10 protein-coding genes are annotated in these 21,652 nt (G+C 65.4%); all 10 read right to left on the bottom strand.

Annotation, left to right across the window (positions count from 1 at the left end; translation table 11 throughout):
* Positions 1-11: 11 nt before the first annotated feature.
* Positions 12-1,832 carry a DrmB family protein gene (drmB, locus tag ACFRAV_RS02745; protein ID WP_382550899.1) on the bottom strand — a complete coding sequence of 607 codons (1,821 nt, stop codon included), beginning with the start codon at positions 1,830-1,832 and terminating at the stop codon, positions 12-14.
* On the bottom strand, positions 1,819-4,986 hold the full coding sequence (locus ACFRAV_RS02740; protein WP_382550896.1) for a helicase-related protein: 3,168 nt from the start codon (positions 4,984-4,986) through the stop codon (positions 1,819-1,821). Before ACFRAV_RS02740 ends, drmB begins: the two co-directional genes overlap by 14 nt.
* Positions 4,983-6,500 (bottom strand): NERD domain-containing protein, encoded by a 1,518-nt coding sequence (locus ACFRAV_RS02735; RefSeq protein ID WP_382550893.1) that lies wholly within the window; start codon positions 6,498-6,500, stop codon positions 4,983-4,985. The genes ACFRAV_RS02740 and ACFRAV_RS02735 overlap by 4 nt, the downstream gene beginning before the upstream one ends.
* Positions 6,497-11,224, bottom strand: coding sequence for a sacsin N-terminal ATP-binding-like domain-containing protein (locus ACFRAV_RS02730; protein WP_382550890.1), 4,728 nt, complete (start codon positions 11,222-11,224; stop codon positions 6,497-6,499). Before ACFRAV_RS02730 ends, ACFRAV_RS02735 begins: the two co-directional genes overlap by 4 nt.
* Before the next feature lie 454 nt (positions 11,225-11,678).
* Positions 11,679-13,103 carry a DNA cytosine methyltransferase gene (locus tag ACFRAV_RS02725; RefSeq protein ID WP_382550887.1) on the bottom strand — a complete coding sequence of 475 codons (1,425 nt, stop codon included), beginning with the start codon at positions 13,101-13,103 and terminating at the stop codon, positions 11,679-11,681.
* An 86-nt stretch (positions 13,104-13,189) separates the two neighbouring features.
* The gene (locus tag ACFRAV_RS02720) at positions 13,190-15,103 is read right to left on the bottom strand and encodes a DUF6339 family protein (protein ID WP_382550884.1); all 1,914 of its coding nucleotides are present in this window, start codon (positions 15,101-15,103) and stop codon (positions 13,190-13,192) included.
* A complete protein-coding gene (locus ACFRAV_RS02715) occupies positions 15,100-15,999 on the bottom strand; it encodes a hypothetical protein (protein ID WP_382550881.1) in 900 nt (299 codons plus the stop codon). Before ACFRAV_RS02715 ends, ACFRAV_RS02720 begins: the two co-directional genes overlap by 4 nt.
* Positions 15,996-17,945: a hypothetical protein gene (locus ACFRAV_RS02710; RefSeq protein WP_382550878.1), complete on the bottom strand. Its 1,950-nt coding sequence runs from the start codon at positions 17,943-17,945 to the stop codon at positions 15,996-15,998. Before ACFRAV_RS02710 ends, ACFRAV_RS02715 begins: the two co-directional genes overlap by 4 nt.
* On the bottom strand, positions 17,942-18,973 hold the full coding sequence (locus tag ACFRAV_RS02705; RefSeq protein ID WP_382550875.1) for a PD-(D/E)XK motif protein: 1,032 nt from the start codon (positions 18,971-18,973) through the stop codon (positions 17,942-17,944). Before ACFRAV_RS02705 ends, ACFRAV_RS02710 begins: the two co-directional genes overlap by 4 nt.
* Positions 18,970-21,513: a Z1 domain-containing protein gene (locus ACFRAV_RS02700; protein ID WP_382551116.1), complete on the bottom strand. Its 2,544-nt coding sequence runs from the start codon at positions 21,511-21,513 to the stop codon at positions 18,970-18,972. Before ACFRAV_RS02700 ends, ACFRAV_RS02705 begins: the two co-directional genes overlap by 4 nt.
* Between the last annotated feature and the right edge of the window lie 139 nt (positions 21,514-21,652).

The raw sequence follows: 21,652 nt of genomic DNA, 5'->3' as shown, positions 1-21,652 counted from the left end.
CCGTCCCGTGGCTACACCGGGGCGGTTGGCGTCAGCCCGCCCTGCCGAACCTCCGGTAGCACCTTCTCCAACAGCCCCGTGACCTCGCTGCCGCCCAGCACCAGCTGTCGGTCCAGCAGGCGGTTGCCGGTCTCGCAGGAGGTCTCGCTCACCAGGGAGCAACCGTGGCAGGCCGAAAGGTTCAGTTGGGACGAACCCTGTCGGTCGCTCTCGATGCAGACCGGGTCGTTGGAGCAGAAGTCGGCGTCGTCGAGCGCGTGCATCAGGAGAGGGATCAGCTTGCCGGGCGCCCCCAGCCGGACGAGGCCGCCAAGCGTTCCTTGCGCGTCGCCGGCAGCCGTGTAGATCAGGATCCCGGCTGTCTTGTCCGTGCGGTCGGAGTTCGCGTAGACGCGCTCCTGCAGGGAGGCGGACGCGTACCCACTGGCGAAGGCCAGCCGTCGGATGAGTAGGTGCGACAGCGTGTGCAGGGCGATGTACCTGGGCTCTGGAACGTTGAGACGGCTTGCCCATGGGGAGTCCGTGCGCCGCTTCGTGAGGACACCGGCGCGAGCCTGTACATCCGGCCTCGCTTCCCATTCGGCAAGCTTCCCCTCGTCGAAACGAAGGAAAATACCTTCACCGAAAAGCTCGATGGCGGGATAGGTCGGGAAACGTCCCTGGTCGGGACCCAGATCAGCCTTGATGAGATCGGCTTCGCCGCTGTGGCGTCGGAAGCCCTTGAGCGCCCTGACCTCACGGACCCGGTGCACCTGACCGATCCCGTCGAGGTGATCCAGGAGTGCCTTCGGTCCTGCGACCCCTTCGAGGTCGTATCCGTCAACCACGAAGTTGCTTCCGGAGCGGTCACGTCCGGCCTGCAGCTTCTTGAGGAACGCCGCCCACTCGCCGTCCTTGAGATCGAGCAGCATCTCGCTGGCTGAGGTCTCCTGCTCCGCGCCCACTGCGAGGACGGCCTCGGGCGTTACGCCGAGTTCCTCGGCGATGAAGCCGGCCAGCATCTCCGCCTGGGGCCCGCCGTTGTCGGTGACCATCCTGCTGAAGTAGATGTGGCTCCGAATCTTGTCCGCCAGCTCCTCGGACGGCGGACGCTCCTCGGGTATGTCGAGGGCCGAGACGCGCTCCGCGATGTAGTTGCCGGTCGCGCCACGCTGTACGGCCCTCAACTCGTGTGGGCAGGGGTGTTTGACCGCGCTCTCGGGTTCCCAGGGTTGCCGCCCGGCGCAGCGTATGCCCTCCCGCTGCAGGGCGCCCTTGGTGACGAGTTCGGCCAAGGTGCGAGAGTTGCCGCACCCGTGACAGTTGACCTCCAGGGAGGACAGGCCCTCACCACGGCCGGACCGCTTTCTGAACCGGAGCGCCTTGTAGTCCTTGCAGAACTGCACGGCCTGGTTCGTGGCGCCGCGGCCTCGGTGTGCCCACTGGAACCAGGGGATGTCCTGGATGTGGCTGCCCTGTTCACAGATGGCGGCATAGCGCATCGGCACCAACATGCCGCCGCAGTCGCAGGTGTTGCTCCACTTGCCCTTGTTCTTGCCGGTGAGTTTCGAAAGCTTGTTGCAGCGTTCGCAGAAGCGCCAGGCCGGGAACCGCCAGTACGGCAGGGCCGGCGTCTCCTTGGCTGCCGTGCCTGCGTGGGCAGGCGGCTGCCGCAGCATGCCGGGGCCGAGCCGGGCCATCAGACGTTCGCAACTGATTTCGGGGGAGAACTTCCTGTCCCACCAGGAGGTGTCGGGAGCGATGAGGGATGCTCCTCGGACGTCCACGATGGCCCCGACCCCGAAGGGGGAGATTGCCTCCGAGAGTCGCAGGTCGTGCTTAATTCGCTCCACGGTGCACCTCTTCCTGCGGTTCCTGGACCTCGACCGCCACGTTGGGCTCCACGGACCTCATGGAATCACCGACGGGCCACCCTTCACCGTTTTGCCCGAACCTCTTCAACAGTGCTGTCTGTTCCTTCTGAGTCCGTTGGTAGTACAAAGGCTCGTACGCCTCGCGCGCCTCCGCTGCTCGACTGTCCCAGCCCCGGAGGAGTCGCCAGACGGCGTCCTCGGTGTCCTGCGCCTCGAGCGGGTCCGCGCGCTTCACGAGTTCGACGAACTGGTCCACGAGCCGCTCGACGGCTCCGCCGATGCTGTCCTTCGCAAGGTCGAGGACGCCTGCCGCGTCCTTCTTCGCGAGGGGTGGGAACGCCTGGCGCAGGAGCGCCACCAGCGCGCCGGCGAGGGAGCGCTCACGCGAGGCCAACGACCATGGCGTCACACTCGTCGGTTCGACACTGCGGTAGAGCGCTTCGTGGTAGCCACGGAAGGTCTCGAAGTGCGAGCGGTCGCGCGCGCGGCTGGACCTGAAGAGCGTCACCACGACGCCCTTGGTGTCACCACGCCCGACGCGGCTCGTCGCCTGGATGTATTCGGCCGTGGTCTTCGGCTGACCGACCATGAGCATGAGGGCGAGTCGCGGGATGTCGATGCCGACGGAGAGCATGTTGGACGAGAGGACGACGTCCACGGCATCGCGGGAGTCGTCCGCACGGACGCGGAGAGCACGGAGATCCTTCGGGAGTTCCTCCGCGCCCCGCCGGCTGGTCAGCTCGAGCACCTTGTCGGCCCTGATCGGCCGCAGCGGGATCCCCAATCGCGCAGCCCGGGCATCAAGGCGTCCGTTGACGTCGTCCACCACCAGCGTGCCGGTGCGTCCCAGCTCGCGGAGGCTGTTGTGATACATGACCAAGGTCCAGTAGGCGTCGCGGGTTGCTGCGGACGGAGCTTCGGCCTCCAGTACCTCCGGAACCTCCGCCATGGGCGTGACCGCCGAGATGACTGCCGAGGGCTGGGAGACCGACTGCGGCATCAAACCGACGTAGAGACGTCCCTCCCCGCTCTCTACCGTACGGGAGAAGAAGGTGCGGTCGTCATCGAGGCCCGAGGGTGGATACAGGGCCACAGCGCGTCCGTACAGGCCTTGAACCTGCTCCTCCGACGCCCGGATGGTGGCCGTGGAGGCAATGATTTTCGGGCTGCTACCGGTGCGGCTCAGCAGAAGCTGGATGACGGCATCGAAGACCGCCACGGTCGTGCCGAGCGGACCCGACAGGAGGTGCAGCTCGTCCTGGATGACGATCGACGGTTGCTTGAAAACGGTCCCCAACCCGAGGAGCTTGCCCGCCTCCGGTTGGAACTGGAGACGTGCGAGTTTGTCGACGGTCGCCAGCAGAATGGTCGGCGGGTCCTGGTAGAGAGTCTCGTCGACGACGGCGAGCGGGAGTCCGCCGCTGAACCGGCAGGATTCGTCGACGCAGTGGACCGCGACGTCGTGGCCCGCGAGGCGCATGCCGTAGTCCTCGGGCCTGTTGCTCCTGGTGCGGGGAACCAGCGGCGTCAGGCACCACGGGCAGCTCTCGATCTGGAACTCGTTGGCCTCCTCCGGACGGGCGGCCTTCTGCAGACGTACCAAAGCCTTCTTCGCCTCGGCGCGTGTGCCGGGTGTCACCTCGTTTCCGACCCACAGACCGATGGTGAACGGCGCCATTCCCTTCACGCGCTCGTCCGTGTGACGCAGGATCTCCATCGCGCAGATCAGAGCGGCCGCACGCTGGAACTGCTGCGAGGTGAGCAGTCGCAGTGTGTATCGGGTGAGCACCGCAGTCCCGCCGCCTGCCAGACCATGCTCGAGCCGGCGTCGAAAGATCTCGACCGCGGAGAGCCCGAGGTACGCCTCGGTCTTTCCGCCACCGGTGGGGAACCAGATCAGGTCGACGAGATCCCGGTCCTCGTGGGTGGGGTCCATGGTCGAGGCCAGGGAGACGAGGAGGAAGCCGAGCTGGAAGGGACGCCAGCGCGGCTCCTTCACCTGTTCGACAGGTGTCCCGTCGTTGATCCGCGCCTGCTTCATCTGCAGTCGCATGGCGGACATGCCAAGGGCGAAGGCAGTTCGGATTGCCTTTCGGTCGCGCAGGAGCGAGACGCCTTCCCGCATGCGGTCGACCGCACTCCGCGAACGCCCGGCGATTCGTCTGGCCGCGTCCCTGTCCCCGTCGAAGGCCTCGGCCCGCGTCATCTGGTCGGATGCCCACGAGGCGAAGGCGTCCACAAACGCGCCGAGCGACGCGAGCACGACTTCCGGGTCGGTGTCGATCTGCCGGAGATGGTCCAGTTCCAGGGAACGGTCCTCCGCTGTTCCCTCCACGAATCCGGTGGTCTCGACGGCGGGTACGACGAAGGCCGGTACGGCATCGAGGAAGATCTCGGTGCACCGCCCGTCTTCGAGCTCCCAGTCCGCAGCCATGCCGTGTCCGACCGCGTACACCTTTCTGTTGCGGTACCGGAGGCGCAGTTCGGCCGTCTCGTCGTCGGTGTCGAACGATCGTGCCGTGTCGTACTCGAGGATTGCCGCCCCGGCGCACGGAGAGACCGCAAGACGCACCTGGAACAGCATGCGGGCGATGTCTTGACGCTCGTCCTCCGTGGAATTCGCCATGAGGCGGACATGGACGGTGACCAGGTGGAGGCCGTTGAGGTCGCGCCAGCGCGCACCCACTTCAAGGGGCACGCCTCTGGCGTTCAGAGGCTTGGGACCCTCACCATGACGGAGGACAAGATCACCGGCACGGAACGGGGTGCGACGCCACCTGGGAGGACCGTCACCTTCGACGGGCTCGTACGTGCCGCAGCGGAGGTCGACCTGGATGGAGTCTCCGTCCGTGACGAAGGAAATCGCCACGGACGACGGCCTCCAGTCCTCGGCCAGGGGCACTCCCGCATCGGTCTCCTCGACATCGCCCTCGGGCACGTCCGGGGGGACCGTTCCGTCCGGTGCCTCACCCTTCGAGTGATCCGGCGCCGGTGCATGAGCCGGAAACAGCATGCCGACGGCGTACTGCCGGTGCGGGTAGTTCGAGGTGATCTCCTCTTCGCCGTCCTCCGGACCGACGTACGATGCGCGAAGATGCGCCAGGACCTTCTCCTGGGCCACGGTGCGGGTCACTTGCCAACCTGCTTTCCGAGCAGAGCCTGCAGTCGCTTCTTGTCCTCGGGCGAGGCAACGACGTGGAGAGTCACCCGAGCCCTGGTGACGGCCACGTAAAAGGCGGCCAGACCAGGGTCGTCATATTCGTCCGGCAGGTCGCAGACGATGACGTGTTCCGCCTCCAGCCCCTTGGCGAATCGAGGAATCGTGACGTAGAAGCCGGACTTGGTCCGCCACGGGTCCTGGTCCGCCGAGACACCGATGATCCAGATGTCGTTGCGTCGCGCGCCGTTCGTCACGAGCTGCCGCGCCACGGCCTCGGCCGCGGTGATATCGGCGGAGCCCTCCGACCAGCGCCACTGCACCCGATCACCATGGACTATGCCGGGGTCTCCGACATCGGCCCCTAGATACTCCTGCACGATGTGGACGATGGCTCGGGTGTTCCGAACGTTGCGGTCCAGGTCGTACTGGAGTGCCTCCTCCTGAATCAGCTCGCACACCTCGGGATCGAACTCGCCGTCGACGTGTGCCTGGTTGTTGGGGTCGAGGAACATCCGCCACCGCCCGCCGGCGCGACCTCCACGGATGACTGCGTCCAACGCGTCCATGCCGGCGGCATTCATGAGGTCCTGTGCCTCGTCGACGAAAACGACGTCGTACTGCTTGTCGCCGGACAGGTCGGCGAACGGCTTCAGGTCGATTTCCTTGTCGGAGATCCGCGGCCCGAAGAAGTCGACGAGGGAGGGCGAGTGGAAGGTGATGAGGACCGACTTCCCCGCCGACGCCTCCTGCTTGGCACCCTCGACCAGAACCAGCGACTTGCCGGTTCCCGCACCACCGAAGACGAGCATCCTCGGATTGCGCGACAAGGCGGCAAGCACGCGGGCCTGTCCCTCTGTGGCGCGGTTCTGTTCCTCTATGACGGCACCGCGCTGGGCATCGATGACCGGCATGCGGGTGAACTCACCGAAGAGCCGCGCACGCAAGGCCTCGGAGCGGGCCACCTTGACCCCGTGGGGAGCAGTTCTCGCACCGGCAGCAACCTGCTCGATCGCTTCGGTCATGGCGGCGATGCTCATCTGGTCCTTGGCCCACCAGTGGCTGCCCTTCCATTCCACCGCGGGAGGAGGAGCGTCGATGTCAGGGGTCAGCGCGACGGCCTCGGACGCGAACCAGCCGACGCCCTCCTCCTGCAGAATGTCCCGGAGGGCGTACATGGCGGACTGCGCCTGGTCCATCGGGGACTCGCGCAGCTTCTTCCAGTCGCTCCGGCGGTCGACGGAGTACCAGGCACCGTCGTGCTTCCTGACACCACCGCCCTTCACCTCGATCAGGATGACCATGCCGTTCCACAGGACGACGAAGTCGGCTTCACCCTGCTGCTTGACCGAGTGGCTCCGTAGCTTTACGGAGTGGAAGGCCACGGCGTCGTTCGGGCCTTCCACAGATGCCAGCAGACGGGCCACCCGGCGCTCGGCGCTGCTGTTCGTCCTTGCCTCGATCTCTGCGAGGTCAGGTATGAGGATCATGCTCCCTGCTCCCGCCAGAGCTTTTCGTACTCCTTGTATCCGAGGAAGTCGTTGACGGCGCCGAAGTTGTCGGCGACATCGACGATGCGACACTCCGGCTTGCCGCCGTTCTGGGGGCCCCGCAGTCCGCGGCCGGCCATCTGGATGTAGGCGCTAGGACTGAACGTCGGCCTGGCGATGTAGAGGGCCCGGACGCCGGGGGCGTCGAAGCCCTGGATCAGCAAGTCGCAGTTGGTGAGGACCTGGATCTTGCCGTCCTTGAATTTCTTGATGACGTCCCGACGCTCTTGGCGACCGGTCTGCCCGCTGATGGCAGCGGCCTCGCGGCCGCGATAGCGGAGTGTTGCGGCCAGCACCTGGGCAGACAGGACGTTCGGGGTGAAGACGAGGATGGGCCAGTCCTCAGGGTTCTCCTCCAGGATGTGATTGACGAGGATCCTCATACGCGCCTGGTCGCGGCCGATCCGGTCGAGTACCTTCGGCTCGAGCTTCCGGCGGGACTGGACCTGCCGGCTCTCCTCCGGTGCGAGTGTGACGTCGATGCCCGGCAGAACTCGGTGCTCGACCCGAGCCAGCACGCCCATATCGGCGAGCTCCTCGTAGGCGTTGCCGTCGAAGGCCTGCATCTTGTAGTGGCCGAAACGGGCCGCGAGCGCCTTGGTCTGCTCGCCCCGCTCGACGTTCCCCTTGAATGGCGTCGCCGTTAGGCCGACCAGCGGACGCTCCCAGTTGCGTCCGTCAATTCCGAGATTCCGCAGGATATCGGTGTACATGGTGGAGCCGCCCGCGCGGTGAGCCTCGTCGACGAACACGGCGGCGGCGTTCCGCAGCCACTCGTACTCCGGGGCACCGATCGCGTTCTTGAGCTTGGCATCGGTTGCCACGACCACACTGCACTCGGTGTCCGGCTCGTGCACGACGTTGTCGTGCCAGAGGCGGCCGATCGTGAGCGGACGCTCGTCGTCCAGCCAGCGCCAAACCGTGCTGAAGGTTTGTACCGCCTGTTCGCAGAGCTCTTCCGACTGCGCGATCCAAAGGACTGTGCCGCTCAGCTTTCCCTCGACGAAGAGTCGGAGCACGGTCTCCGTTGCCACGCGAGTCTTGCCGGCACCCGTCGGGAGCTCAACGATGCCCTTGCGTGCACGGTTGTCCCCGTCTCGGGACGTCAGAACCTTGCTGAGTTGCTGACGGATCTCTTCCTGGAAGTCGTGCAAAGGGTTCAGCTTGACGGCCCCAGGTACGACGAATTCGTCGTCCTGGTGTCGAGTGCGACGCCCGGCGTACTGGGACCCGAATCCCATCTTGCGCAACCAAGCGATGGCTGATGCGCCACCCGCCCATGTTGTGGGGACGTCGTCGTAGCCTTCGGTACGGAACTCGTCAGCGAGAAGCTTGACGGAGTCACTGCCGTACACGGTGAGGAAGAGCTCTGACACGGAGGTGTCCTCATCCACCAGACTCTGACTCTCCAGTGCCTGCCAGAGTCCCTTCGGCAGGTTCTCCTTCAGAGTGTCATCTCCGAAGTACACGTCGAGACGTCCGGCATCGCTGGAGGCCGCCCGGGCGCTCTGCCGCTGCTCCTCCAGACGCTGGTTCACTCCCGTCCGGATGACGTCGTCGAGTTCGGCGTTGGAGAGACTCAGATCGAACGCCGAATTGACGATCTCCAGGACGCGACGCTCGTCGAAGTCCGCACGGACCACGAGGTTCACGCCGTCAAGGTGCCACTCGAGCGATTCGTCGTCGACGCCGTTCTCGGTGGTCACCCGCTTCGCGATGTAACCGGCTTTGGTCACGGTGGCGTTCATGACCTTGTCCGCAACGAACGTCGAGCGCAGTCCGGTGTATCGGTCGATGACCGGCTCGGCGGCCTGCTGGCCGTCGATCTGGACAGAGAAGGAGAAGCTGTCCTCGAAGCGACGGCACCCGACGACCTCGACAAAGGCATCAGCCTCCTCGGGAACCACGCGGAGGTGAGGCTTGTGCTTGGAGCTGAGGTAAGTCCGTTCGTCCTCCGTGGTCGCCAGGTATACCGAGGCTGGCCGCTTGCTCTCGATGACTCGACCGACCCGGGCGGGGATCACCGGCGGGCGGCCGTCGGGGAAGGCGATCGTCGAAGCGGTCAGGATGAACCCAGTCAGGGCGGAGTTCTTGATGGGGTTGGTCACCTCCGCCTGGAGTGCTTCCCGGAGCACATCGGCAGGAACCGCGGACAGGTCCTTGGGCAGGCCCAGCGCATCCTCGACCGGGCGTGCTCCGCGGAAGAGCGGCAGCACAGCCTCGTACTCCACGAGAGAAGCCGAGACAACTTGGTCCGCGGGCCGGTATCCGCGGTTGGACATGAGGACACCGGCTTGTTCCACCGCCCAGCGGACGGGGGAGATGACTCGGTGCGTGAGACCTGTGTCCGGGTCGGTGCAGGTCCAGTACTTGGCGTTCTCGAAGGTGAGCAGCTGCGTCGTCCAAGACTCGCGGACGCGCTCCGGCGCGCCGGCTTGCATCAGCAGATGGAGCACCGAGACCGGGCCAGGGCCTTCGAACTCATAGAACTCGATCCGCTCGACCGGGCGCTCGCCAGGTCCCAGTCTGCGGTTCAGCTCAGCCAGGACGTGCTGTGCGTAGTCGTCGAAGTGAATCTCTTGATCCACGGGGTACGCCCGGCGAGGGCGTGTGATGACGCCCGCGGAGTGTGCCAGCTGCGGAACACAACGATCATGGTCCAACAAGAGGTGCGGGATGCCGTCGGCCAAGCCCTCGATGTCCAGGACATCACTGGGCTCTGCCCATCCGCCATCACGAGTCGGTACCTTGAGATGCCGTGCCTTGTCTCCCGACACGAGGCCCTCGGCCTGCTTCATCGAGACGTTCTGAGCAGCCTCCCAGAACTTGGGAAGCGACTCTTCCTCGGTATCGGAGGCGAGCTTTGCCGCCCGAGACTGCAGCACTGCGAATGGGTCCAGGTCCCTGAACCCCCTCTCGCTGAGCCTCTGCTGCACGCCGGGCATCTCGAGGAAGGCGGGGTCGACGAAGCTGGCGCCTTCGATGTCGTCGTCGTCCACACGCTCGAGGAACACGACACGGCTGTCCTTCAGGGACCGCAGGCCATCCGTCGTCGGGATGACCTTCGCCGCACTGATCTCGGCGACCTTCGAGTTGCGGAGGACGAAGTCGAGGGCTCTCACGGCGGAAGCCAGGTCCGGGCCATCGGCCCATTCGCGCAGCCACGAGAGGACACCTCGCTTGGCGATCTTCTCCAACGCCTTCAGCTCGTCCCTGCCATCCACCTCCAGGAACGCATCGGTGATGCTGTGCTGGTAGAGCTGTCGAAGACGAGCAACGCGCTGCTTGTTGCTGTAGCAGCGCCAGTGGGGGACATCATCCCCGGTGTTGGGAGAGTTGATCCAGTCCTCGTGGTCCCGCTCGCTGGCAGCGTCCGTGATGGCGAAGTCGAGGGGACGTAGGTTCTGAGGCAGACGCATCGCCCCACGCGAGTCCGGAACCAGGGCTTGCTTGGCGCACTGGCGGGGAATGTGCTGGCAGAGCATCCCGTCGCCGAACGAGTGGGTCTCGCGGCCACGAGCCGGCATGTAGTCCAGGTGCGCTGCTGGGTCGTCGGCCGACACCACTCGCGGGAGTATCTCGACGAACATCTCGGAAAGAGTCGTGAGGATCTCGCGGTTGTAGTTGTTCTCCAACAGTGTGGTGCGATCGTCGTTGACGCTCCACGGCGCGTTGAATAGCGCAGACGCGGAGGTCTTGTCCTGGAGCGGGAAGTACGACCAGAACTCCCCGATTCGCTGCTGCGAGAAGCGCGCAGGCAGGGCAACCGTGACCTTCATCTGGTCGCGGGAAACTGCTTGGCCCACCTCGTTCCGCGCCTCGGGAGAGGGGCTGTGCATGCCACTGGCGACGTACCACTCTTCGTGATCACCATTCGGGCGCTCGACCCTGAACCGGCCGTCTCCGAGGTCTCGAGAGACGTGGCTGGTGCTGAAGCCGTGCTCCCCGATCACCCGAAGCCGTACCTCACGGACGGCGGTGACGAACAGGAGGAACTCGGAGCGGAATTTCTCGATCTCCTCCTTGAGGTTTTTCAGCTTCGAGGCACGCGGCAGCCGGACGACGGTGACGGCCCACTTCGCCAGCTCGGCCAGGACCGGGTCCTTGGTGAACTCGGTGGCAGCATCGAGACGGGTGGCGATTCTCAACGCGGGCAGCCTGGCGGCGCTCGCGCCGACCGATCGCAGGGCGGCCTTCGCCTTGTCGGAGTTGAACTCGAAGGAGACGGACCGGCTGAAGACCTGGGGCGTCTCGGTCACGGCCAGAACGGACTTGAAGCCGAGGCCGAAGCGCCCGATCTCGTCGCCACGCTTACCGCTGATGTGGGCATGGGTCAGGGTGGTCAGACCTGACTTGGAGAACGGACGCCCGGCGTTCGCGCAGTAGAGAGTGTCGTTGTGGAGATCAAGGACGATCTCGACCCGCCCCGCTCCCTCCTCGTGCTCGGAGGAGCCCGACATGGCGTCGGCCGCGTTTTGCACAAGCTCCAGCAGGGTGCGGTTCGAGTACCCGCCGACCCTGATGGACTCCTCCTGGTTCGCGTGCTCCGTGACCAGGTGGGGGTTCGCCCGATAGGCGCTGATCGCCCGCTCGGCGATCGAGTCAACCTCCCGCACCAGTCCCGGATCCGGAACCCAGTCCCCCCAATTACCTGCTGTCGTCATGACCGAACCCCCTCAGTCAAGGGCACGACAATGCCCCCCTGCCAGAACTGCACCTACTGGCTCCCCGGACCTGCGTATCTCACACTGCGGGTACGCCACGTATGTGACGTTCCCGCCCCCGTTCGGACCTTAGACCCCACCACTGACAGGTGGGCTCCGATCCCCCAGATCGGTAAGGTCCGTGTAGAAGGCACGAATGTACGCCCAAGGACGGCGTCGTGCCAGGCCGGAGGGCGGCTTCGTTCGAGAGGTCGTGAACGCGCACTGTGGCAGGCGGTCAACTACATGCATATGCCGCCACGTTGTGCTGCAAGTGGGTTCGGTTGCCCGGAAGAGCGCCGGAACAAGGGTCTTTCTGGGTCCATCTGGCTTCCGTCGGACGGGGTGAGTGATGTCGATGCACCCGTCTGACGGCGCGGAGGTGAAATTGACGTACCGCCTTGCCTGCGTCCCGTCAGATCGGCTCTGCGGCGGATGTCCGAAATGCGCGGATATGTGTGGAGTCAGGCGGCAAGTCGCTTTTGCCTCCGCGGCCGATCCTTTTAAGTTCCTTCGCGCGCTCGGGAGATGCCTTTTCCCAGCGCCAGGTTGCGAGCTCTTTGAGACCAAGCGGAAGTCGGGACTTCCCGAAGTCGCCTAGTGCGGCAGCCAGCACATGGATGGCAAAAAGCGGAGGAACGGCGTTCCCGACCTGTTGGGCGCGGTCGTTTCCGGACCACGGGTAATTTCCGGGGAACGTTTGCAGAACTCCGGCCTCGGGGATCGTGAAGCGTTCGGGTGTGGAATTGTGCAACAGGTTTCTTCTGATTTTTCCTGTGACGGTGAATGCTGGCTGACTATAGGAGCGTCGCCCTCGGGCTTGGGGGTTTCCCCCGGTGCCGTAGTTCGATACGACGTAAAATCTGTCGCCACACCGATCCGGAAATCCCGAGTCGGCCGTAGGGCCTGGTGGGCTGAGGAGGAAGGCTGGGTCGCTCTCCGCCAGTCGGCTCCTGCAGTCCATCAAAGCCTCGTGCATTGACACGCAGCGGGACTTCTGCTTAACTCCGTCTATAAATTCCGCTTTCTTATCAATGGGTAGTGAATATCGGACCTTAGCGTCAATGTCTCGGATGTCGGCGTTGCGAGGATTGAACTGCAGGTAATTCCCTTCCGGAATTGCAACATCGGCATTTTTGCCCAACCGTGCAATCAGTACGGCACGCCTGCGGGATTGAGGAACACCGAATTCTTCAGTGTTCAGAACGTCGCACACCGCCTTGTACTCGACTCCCAGCTCACCGCTTTCGAGTACCTTTTTGTATTCTTGCCATACCGGAAGTACGGTTGGGACCTGTTCGAGCATGATCGCCTTGAACGGGGTGCCTTTCCGAATTGCTTCCATGATCCATCGCAGTGGCTCCAGCACGAGTCCAGTGCGGGGATCCGGCTTTTCGCCGGCCTCGCCGGTGGACTCTGGTTGGGCAAGTTCTCTGTCGAGCCTTCTGAGCTCGGCGAGGTCGTCCCTGGCGGCGACGAAGGACTTCAAGTACTTCTTGACTTCATCCAATGCGTCACGGCCCGACCCTGTTCCGGCGACTGAGAATGTCTGGCAGGGGGGACCTCCGACGAGAACGTTCACACCACCCAGATACTGGTGACGCGGGTCCGGAGGATCGGCCCGCATGTCTCGTACATCGGCGTGGATTGTCTGTAGGCCTGCCTCGTAGCGGGTCTCGCATGCGTTGTCATCCCATTCGATGCCAATGGATTCCACTCCGAGGTGACGCGCAGCTACGTCAAGTCCACCCGGACCGGCGAACAGGTCCAAGATGCGATACTCATCTTCACCTTCCCCGGCTGGGGATTCATGCGAAACGGATGTTGCCTGGCTGGTCATGGGGTGGGAGTCTAGCCGGCGGCGGGCACGGCCCGAAACCGCGAGGTCGGCTGAGGGAAAAGAAGCCCTTGTGGTCGCCGACTCGTTCAAGGTCGCTCCGGATTCAGTAGAGCGTACGCGATGGCGCTGCCCACGGCCGTTGCCAGCGGCGGAGGCATGGCGTGGCCGATTTGGCGGTAGCGCGAGGTCTTGCCACCGCTCAGCTGCCAGTCGGAGGGGATGGCCTGGATGAGGGCGGCCTGCTCCACGGTGAGCTTCGGCTGACCGTCCACCGGGAAGTCCGGTTCCGGAGGGGCGTCACCCAGGCTGTTGCCGTTCACTCCCAGGGCGGCCCACGCGTTCTTGCTGCCGGTGGGGCCGAGGTCGGCGCCTCCCCGGCGGTCCGAGCCTCCGACCAGGGCGGGGCCCGTACGGCTGGCCTCCCGGGCCCACGCGTCCGCTCCGGGCCAGCTGCCGGCAGCCATGGAGGCTCCGAGCACCTCACCGACGGTCGGCGGGGCGAAGTTCGTCGGTTGCGGCCAAGAGAACCGTGACGAGTAAGGCTCCTGCAGCGCTACCAGGAAGCCACTGCTGCGGTTCTGCGGCACCCCGAACTGGGCGGCGTTCAGTACCTGCCATGCCGAGCGTAGACCGACCTTCGCGAGCTCCTCCTCGAGCCAGGCCCTGTCCGCTGCGAAAGCGTCGCTCTCGACGAGGTCCGGCAGGTTCTCCAGGAGGACGGCCTTCGGACGGATCTCACACGTGAGTCGAACCACGGTGCGCAGAACCTTGCGCTCCTCCGAGTCCTCCGCAGTCCCGACCGTGGCGGCGGATTTCACTCGGGGGAGACCGGCGCTGACGAGGTCGACGCCCAGGATCTCAGGTCGGTCGGCCAAGGAAAATTCGTTGATGTCCATGCAGAGGATGTCCCACTGCGGGCGATTGGCGTCGATGGAGAAGCAGGCGTCCGCCTTGGAATCGATCAGCAGACGTGGTTGGAACCCGGCCTGCTCAAGTCCGTAGGCTTGGGCGCCGCAGCCTGCACAGAATTCGACGGACGAGAACTGCGGAGTCTCGGAGGGGGGATCCGGAATACCTTGGACGGGCAAGGATCCCATGGCCGCGGATCGAGCTTGCGGTACTGCTGGCGAGGACACCGGTGCAGGCGCGGATGGGCTAGGAAGCAGGTAGTCGCCACTTTCGGACGGCGAGTGCGGTGTCGGCTCCGGCCCGCGGGCCGAGGCGTTGGCAGCCGCAGACTCCCAGCCATCCGGCCTCTGCGCGGCGATGGCCTCGTCCGCCACCGCACGCAATTCCTCGTCCAGAGCCTGCTCACCGACTCCGTCAAAGACAACGAACGGCGCCAGGCGGAGAAGACGCTTGAGGAAGTCGCGGAGCGTCTCGCGTTCGTTCAGCCCGCTGAGATCCAGATCCTTCCAAACGCGCAGGATGGCGCGCACCAAGTGAGGGCTGCCACCCAGTGCGGTGCGGCGGGCATAGATCTGGTCGAAGGCGGCCTCACCGAGGACAGCGAGCGCGGCGTACGGGTCGGGCGCGTCCGGATCACGGACGAGGTGGGCACGCCACCACAGCCGGCCGAAGACGTGGCGGGTGAGGTCGGTGCCCAGGACACGGTCCCTCGGTGGCTGCGGATAGCGCCAGTAGGCGACGTCCGGCAGGAGGACCAGGGCCAGAAAGGCCCACACGTCGCGGGAGGCGGCCTCCGCGGGCACCATACCCGTCTCGCTGCGCAGCAGTGCGGCAAGACGCAGGTCGAAATCGGCGTTACGGATACGGTCCGAGTCGTCGGGGAAGCCGGCCTGCTTCGCCAGGTCCATGACGGCCTCACGGAGTTCGCGAAGGCGGCTCTCAGGGACGCGGTCGCCACCGGTCGCCACATAGACGCTCGCTTCGTGAAAGGTGCGGATCTGCGAAGACAGTTCGAGAACCGACAGGTCCTTGTAGTGCTCGAAGAGTGGCCGTGCCTGGGCGGCCAGAAGACGAGGGTAGAGAAAACTCATTCGGACACCTCAAAGATCCTGACCGCGGCCTGTAGGTCGGAGGCGAACAGGGCGGGGGACTGCTGTCTGCGCAATCTGATGTCCGAAATGAACTGCCCAGGGAAGAGCCGTTCGAAGAGGCTCAGCAGGGTCGCGCCGAGAGAGCCGTCGGGGAAGTCGGAGTCGTCCGTGAACTCCTCGTCCGTCAGAGCATGCTCCAGCATCACGCGGGCTGCGTCGGCATGCACGGCGGACAGGACGATGCGGTCGACGGGTCGGGGGCGCGCAGCATTCTGGAAGGCGGCCGCCGTGACCGTGTTGCGCTCGTTGACGAGGAGGAGTAGCGCACCCATGGTGGCGCTCTGCAAGTCCCCCGTGATCTGCAGGTGCCAGGCCGCGTCGTTCGGAAACGACGTCAGGGAGAAGTCGATGATCGCCATGGGGAACTGGGGAGCGTCACCCTGCAGGCGCAACTCCACCCGGTCGCTCCAGAGCACGGAGCCGGCACGCCGAGGGGAGGACGGGCGGGCGTGGGGGCGACGCTCGGCGAGAACGAGGACGGTATCGAGCAGCAGCAGCCCACCCAGGTCCGAGCCGCGAAGGATGATGTCCAGTTCGGTGCGTGACGTCCCGGACTCGGTCAACCGTAGGCGTTGCGCCGGTCCGCTGAGGTTCGATCCGGTCGACGTCCAGACGACGGCCAGCGAGAGAGCTGTCCCGTCCGGCAGCCCCGACTGCCGACGGACGGAGGTGAGGTCCACCTCGACGGTCCTACGCAGGTGCAGGTCCATCTGGTAGTCCCAGTCCGGCAGCGCCTCGGGCAAAGGGATCTCGCCGTCGTCGAGGATCAGTCGCCAATCCTCGGCCGCGACGACATCTTCACGTGCGGCTCGATACGGGAGTACGTGTCGGCTCATGCCGTCACCACCGCTTCGACCTTGATGCCGACCTCCGTCATCGTGTCGGGCGCCGGGCGGACAACGGCTCGCCAGACAGTCTCGTCACCACCTTCGATGACCAGCGTCTCGGACGAGTGGAATGCGCCGTCGCCGTCCTCCCAGCCCATTAGGACTGGGATACCTGCGCCGATCGGAGGGTCGGTCTCCCGCCCGCCGGTCCCCGGCAGGGTGACCGCGAGGTCTCCACGGACCCTCTGGGGTCCGGCCACGGGGAGGGTGAATTCCTGGATCAGCATGTCGGTGTCGCCCCGGCTGTCGTAGAACGGCTCCCCCACGTACTGCACCCTCGGCCGACGTCGGCGCGCAGCGGTGGCACCGCCGGGCCCCGTTCCGTCGCTCCCGAACCCGTTCTCGTTGTCCGTATCGCCGGGGGTGTCCGTTGCCACGGCCTTCCCTGAGTTGCGTACCGGCCTGGAACGCGACCTGCCACGCTTTTCGCCGTCGGAGTCGGTGTGGGAGTAGGCCGTGGCTCCTCCGACTCCCCAGGCTCCGCCGACGAGACCGGAGAAGAACGAACTCGCGGCGCCCAAGGCCACGTTGCTGGCACCCGGGCGGGCTACGCCGCCCAGGGACAGCAACTTGTCCACGTTCTCCTTGATTCTCTTGAACGTGGTGCGTACGTAGGTGCTTTCGGGCCGGTCAAGGGAGTGCGGGTTCCAGGCATCGTGCGTAGGTGGTTCGGCACGCGCGTACACGCCGTCCATGGCGACGTCGGCGCGGAAGACGCCTGCGTAGCCCTGGTTGATGCTGGGCGGCTTGGGGCCGGCGTGGTAGGTGACCACCAGCTCGGCCGGCCGCATCAGGCAGACGTGGTGGACCATGTCCTCGATGTCGAGCATTCGCGAAGCCCGCGAGGGCTCCAGCGGCGGCATGATCCGCTTTACGAGCCCGAGCCGACCGAGGTGCTTACGGGGATTGAGACAGTCGACCGGGAGGCCGTCTTGGCCTTCCATCGACCTGTATGCCGCGACGAACATGTTGAGCGGCGGTGTCTCCGAGGGCTCCGGCACTTCGCGGTGGATGCCGTCGCACGTGACGGTGAACCGCATCGTCGCCGGTCTGTCGGAGGTAGGGATCATCTTCGGCCACAGATGCCAGGAGATGGTCTCTCCCAGGTAGTCGGCTGCTTCGACCGGATCGAGATCGTCAAGGTTCGGGTCGATGACCGCGATGGTCGTTCCGGTTTCCTCCGCGCCGAAAGGCTTCAGCCCTAGCCGGTGTGCGGCCTGCTCGGCGGCGTGCCCGACGAGCGGTTCCACGACCTGGCCGGAGAGATCGCCCCACCAATGGCGGCCCGTGTAGCGGCGTGTTCCCTCCTTGTCGGTGTGGAGGTAGCTCTTCCAGAGGGTACAACCGACCAGACGGGTCTCCATGCCGCCGTCCGGCGTACGGCAGCGGGTATGGATCAGCACCGTTCCGGGCCGTGAGACGAGGTAGAAGATGCCCTTGCCGAAGCCGTAGGTGCCGCCTCCGAGGGTCCTGTCCCGGGGCTCGCCGATGTTGCGGACGAACGAGACGAAGTCACGCTCCGTCCCCACGGCGTCGTCGGCCCGGGTGGGGCCGCCCAGACCGCGGGTGTTCCGGTCGGTCACCGAGAGCACTCGGATCGCGCCCTTACGCACGGTGTCGCTGAGCGGGAAGTGTTCCGCGTTGGCCGGCGCACCCGCGAGCAGAAGTTCTCGCCATGCCGCAGTGTGCGCGGGTCCGACAGTCCACAGGTCGATCCGGTAGTCGACCGCGTCGTCGGAGTCGTGGATCCGTGCGTCCCAACTGTTCTGAGCCGACTCGCGCACGAGGATGGTCAGCAGGTCCAACTCGGGGCGACCGAGCTGATTGCGGATGCCCTCGGCCGCGCTGGCTCCCTCGGGCGGGTACTGCTGGGAGGACCAGCCGACTTGGGTCACGCGTTCTCCAGGGTCATCTGCTCGATCAACTTGGTGACATCGCCGACGGGCATCGGCGCGGGAAGGTCTCCCGAGAGGTCGATGGTGTACTCGACGTCCAGCACCGAGACGGACACGCCCGCCTCCGCCAGGGTTCGGGTCGTCAGCCCGGGGAAGCCAGGTGAGTCCGCCCGGTACCACCGCTGCTCTTCGACGACGAACCGCACACTCCGGTAGTGCTCCGCGTCGGACGGCTGATAGCCGGCCCGCGCCAGCCGACCGAGCAGGCTGCCGTCGTCGTCGGCGAGCTCGAGGACCCTTTCGACCAGCTCGGGGAGGCTCTCGCCGGCAGACTCGGACAGTGAGCTGGACAACCGGACCCAGACCAGGGCGATGCTGCCACCCTCGGCGACCGGGTCCAACTGGTCGAGTCCGTGTATGCGAGGTCGACGTCCTTCGGTGGCGGTCGAGGCCTTCACCTCCACCGCCACCGAGTCGGACGAGAAGTCGTGCCGGTGCCCGTCCGGACCCAGCCACAGGCGGTGCGCCTGGGCGTCGATGCGAAGCAGACGGGCGAGCACCAGGAGCTCCCCGAACAGGCCCAGCAACTGTTCCGGCCCGAGGACGGGCGACTGCCGGTGGAAGAGTGCTTTCCAGCGGTCGATGACCAGGTAAAGCGCCTTGACCGGGTACCGCGGCAATGGCCTCGTAGTCTCCAGGACGTCCACGCACATTTCCGTGAAGAGGTCCCAGAAATCGGCCCGCAGACAGGCCAGATCCGCGTACGACTGATAGCTGTCCTCGTCCTCCAGGGGCCGCTTCCTGAGATGCAACACCTGACCGCGGAACTCCCGGGACAGCTTCTTCCGGCTGTCGACGGGAACCAGCAGGTGGCGCAGTCCTTCGTGGTCCACGGCGGCCATCAACGGTCCGCGATCGGTTACGACCGGTAGCGGCGCCACCCGCAGACGATGCTCGCCTGTGGTCTGCTCTGCTTCGAGTCGGGTCCATGTCGTCCGCAGCTGCTCGCGCAAGGTGTAGTCGCTCAAGCCGCGTCGCCTTCCAGCGGAGCGAGGTCCTCGTCCTCCAGGACGACGCCCGAGAGGTCGGCGGAGACGTAGCCCTCCACGGTGCTGTCCTCGTTGCTCGGCTCGGGGAAGACGAGGCCGAGACCGATCACGTGCTCCTCCGCGTTCAGCGCGGCACGGAGCTTCTTGTTCGGGCTCGGCTGCGAAGTCCGGTCGATCGGGTACAGCACGAGAAGCCCGGTGTCCGGGAGCTGTAGACGGCGCTGTTTCTTGATGTCGTTCTCGGTCATCGATGCCGTGTCGCCGGTGAGGTCCACGGCGGCGTCCCTGCGGCTCATCAGCGTCTTGATGTCTGCGGAGCCCGGCTCCGTGGCTGTCTTCAGTCGAGCACGGGTGTTGCGTCCGACGCCCACCCCGGGGATGAACTCGAACGGCTCACCCTTCGGATTGCCGACGACGGCGATGTTCCAGCGACGCAGCGAACCGAAGCCGGTCCGCTTCTTGATGTAGGCGCTGATCAGGTCGGCGTCGTGCTCCGGGGACTTCTCGTGGAAGCTGTACTCCTGGAGGAAGTCAAGCACTGCCTCGTACGGAACGTCCCGGAAGACGAGGCGGCCCTCATCAGGCCGCTCCTCGATACGAGAAGCGTGCGCCTTGGAAGCCGACAGCAGCGTCTGGGCGGCTTTCAGGTTTCCCTGCAGCCAGTCCGCGTCCGTGTGGAACACGTGGGTCTGAAGTCGCTTGCCACCGTAGGAGGAGGCGGCAGTGACGGCGGCCTTCATTTTTGCCGCGGCTGTGACGCGGAGGCTCGGGTGTGTCCGGAGCCTGACTGCGAAGGTCAGGGGCGTCTCGGCCTCGGTGAGGTAGACGTCGATGTCCCGGCGCATCTCTGTCTCGACTGTCGCCAGGTGACGGAACCACTCCGCGAGCTCGTCTGTCATCCAGATGCGCGGGAGGTCGGCGTAGCCGTTACGGAAGCCGAACCAGCGGCCCATCTGCAGCAAGGTGTCGTATGCGGAGACCGCGCGAACGAAGTAGCTGACCGACAGACCTTCCAGGGTGAGGCCTCGGGAGAGCGTGTTGCCACCGACCGCGATGGCCACGACGGGGCCGTTCTCGTAGTCGAGGCGGTCGATGCTCTCCGAGTTGTCCATGATGACCCGGCAGCTTCGGAGCACACCGGGAAGCTCGGCCTTCAGTGCGTCGAAGCCGACTGTCTCCTCGCCGAACTCCTCGGCGGGCACGCGGGCGATCTCCTCCTCCCAGAGTCGGCGCAGGGCAGCGACGAACTTTTCGTCGTCCAATGCCTTCAACGCCTTCTCGCGGAGGTTCTCCAGAGGCAACTTGAAGCTGTTGTGCACGCTCGTGTTGACGCTGGTATGGATCAGCATCGTGTTGTGCGGGTTGCCGGTACCGCGCGCTTGCCGAGCTGCCGTGGTCATCCAGAAGTAGTGGACGGCCTTCTGAAGGGCCTCGGTGATGATCGGTTGGAAGCCATCGACGTCGTCCTTGGAGGTGGGACGAACACACGGAATGTCGTCCGTCGGCACACTGCGGATCATGTCGTGACCGTCGAAGACGTCCTCGGGGTCCTCACCTTCAAGGGCGTAGCGGCCGAAGAGCACCTCGGTACCGAAATGGCCCTTCGGCTTGGGCAGATTGACGATGAAGTCCCGCGGATAGAGATCCTGCGCCGTGGGGTCGATCAGCAGGTTCGCGAACGGGGACGCCGTGTAGCCGACGTAGGCCGACCTCGGCAGGCTGCCCATGATCCGAAGGATCAGAGGATTGATCGACTTGGTGGCCACGGTGGCCTGGTCGGCTTCGTCGTCGATGATCAGCGTGGGGCAGTCGGTCAGGTACTCGGAGGCTTCCTCGAGCCAGGAAGCCAGCTTGCGCAGAACAGTGGCGTTCTTCTTCACCACGCACAGGACGCGGGTCTTGTTCGCCTTGCCGAAGAACGAGGGAGCATTGTTCGGGGGAACGAAGTCGTTGTCCAGACCGGTGAGCTGGGACCACATGGACGGGTTCGGATTCACCAGCTGATCCACCAGGCGAGCCTGTGTCTGGCGTCGAAGACCGTTGTGAATACCCGCGAGGACGATGAAGAGCTTGTACCCGCGGTCGGCGGCCTTGGCCATCACGGACGTGAAGTTGGTCGTCTTTCCTGACTGGACGTAGCCGACGACCAGGCCCCGCGTCGAGAACGCCTTCTCCTTGGGGTGGTTGAGCAGGGACATCACGCGGGTGGAGGAGTCGTCCAGACTTTCCAGGGACTGCTCAGGCCAACCGTCGTGCTCCAACTGCGAGACGATTGCCGGCCAGCACTTGTCCCTCTTCTGCGGGCCTGTGTACCAGGTGTCCCGGTTGTCGCGGATCACCGCAAGGGGCTCTGCGAGCTCCTTGATTTTGATCATCTGTTGCTCGTGACGGGCGCGGATCTGCTGGATGATCTCGGGCGGCGTCTGAAACTGCTCGAGGCGTTTCACCGCTTCCGCAGGCGTGAAGAGGTCCAACATCGCTTTGAACGTGTCGTACACCGTCTCGAAATCGTCGCCCATGGCGCACACCCCTGGTCCTTCTCGTCGGTCTACGGCCGGCTCACGGCGTCGCTGATGCAGCAACGCCGAAGCGTCGACGGTCGTAGACTCCCCACCCCTGTTCAACCATCAACATTAACGGCACGCGGGCACCACAGAA

The sequence above is a fragment of the Streptomyces sp. NPDC056600 genome, assembly GCF_042792855.1.
GTDB lineage: Bacteria > Actinomycetota > Actinomycetes > Streptomycetales > Streptomycetaceae > Streptomyces.
The sequence above is the reverse complement of the archived record's forward strand: the minus strand, read 5'-3'. Positions and strand labels throughout refer to the sequence as shown.

What these genes read in the sequence shown, in the direction of transcription:
- ACFRAV_RS02735 (WP_382550893.1), bottom strand. Translation starts at nt 6,500, where the DNA reads ATGATCCTCATACCTGACCTCGCAGAGATCGAGGCAAGGACGAACAGC.
- ACFRAV_RS02730 (WP_382550890.1), bottom strand. Translation starts at nt 11,224, where the DNA reads ATGACGACAGCAGGTAATTGGGGGGACTGGGTTCCGGATCCGGGACTG.
- ACFRAV_RS02725 (WP_382550887.1), bottom strand. Translation starts at nt 13,103, where the DNA reads ATGACCAGCCAGGCAACATCCGTTTCGCATGAATCCCCAGCCGGGGAA.
- ACFRAV_RS02720 (WP_382550884.1), bottom strand. Translation starts at nt 15,103, where the DNA reads ATGAGTTTTCTCTACCCTCGTCTTCTGGCCGCCCAGGCACGGCCACTC.
- ACFRAV_RS02715 (WP_382550881.1), bottom strand. Translation starts at nt 15,999, where the DNA reads ATGAGCCGACACGTACTCCCGTATCGAGCCGCACGTGAAGATGTCGTC.
- ACFRAV_RS02700 (WP_382551116.1), bottom strand. Translation starts at nt 21,513, where the DNA reads ATGGGCGACGATTTCGAGACGGTGTACGACACGTTCAAAGCGATGTTG.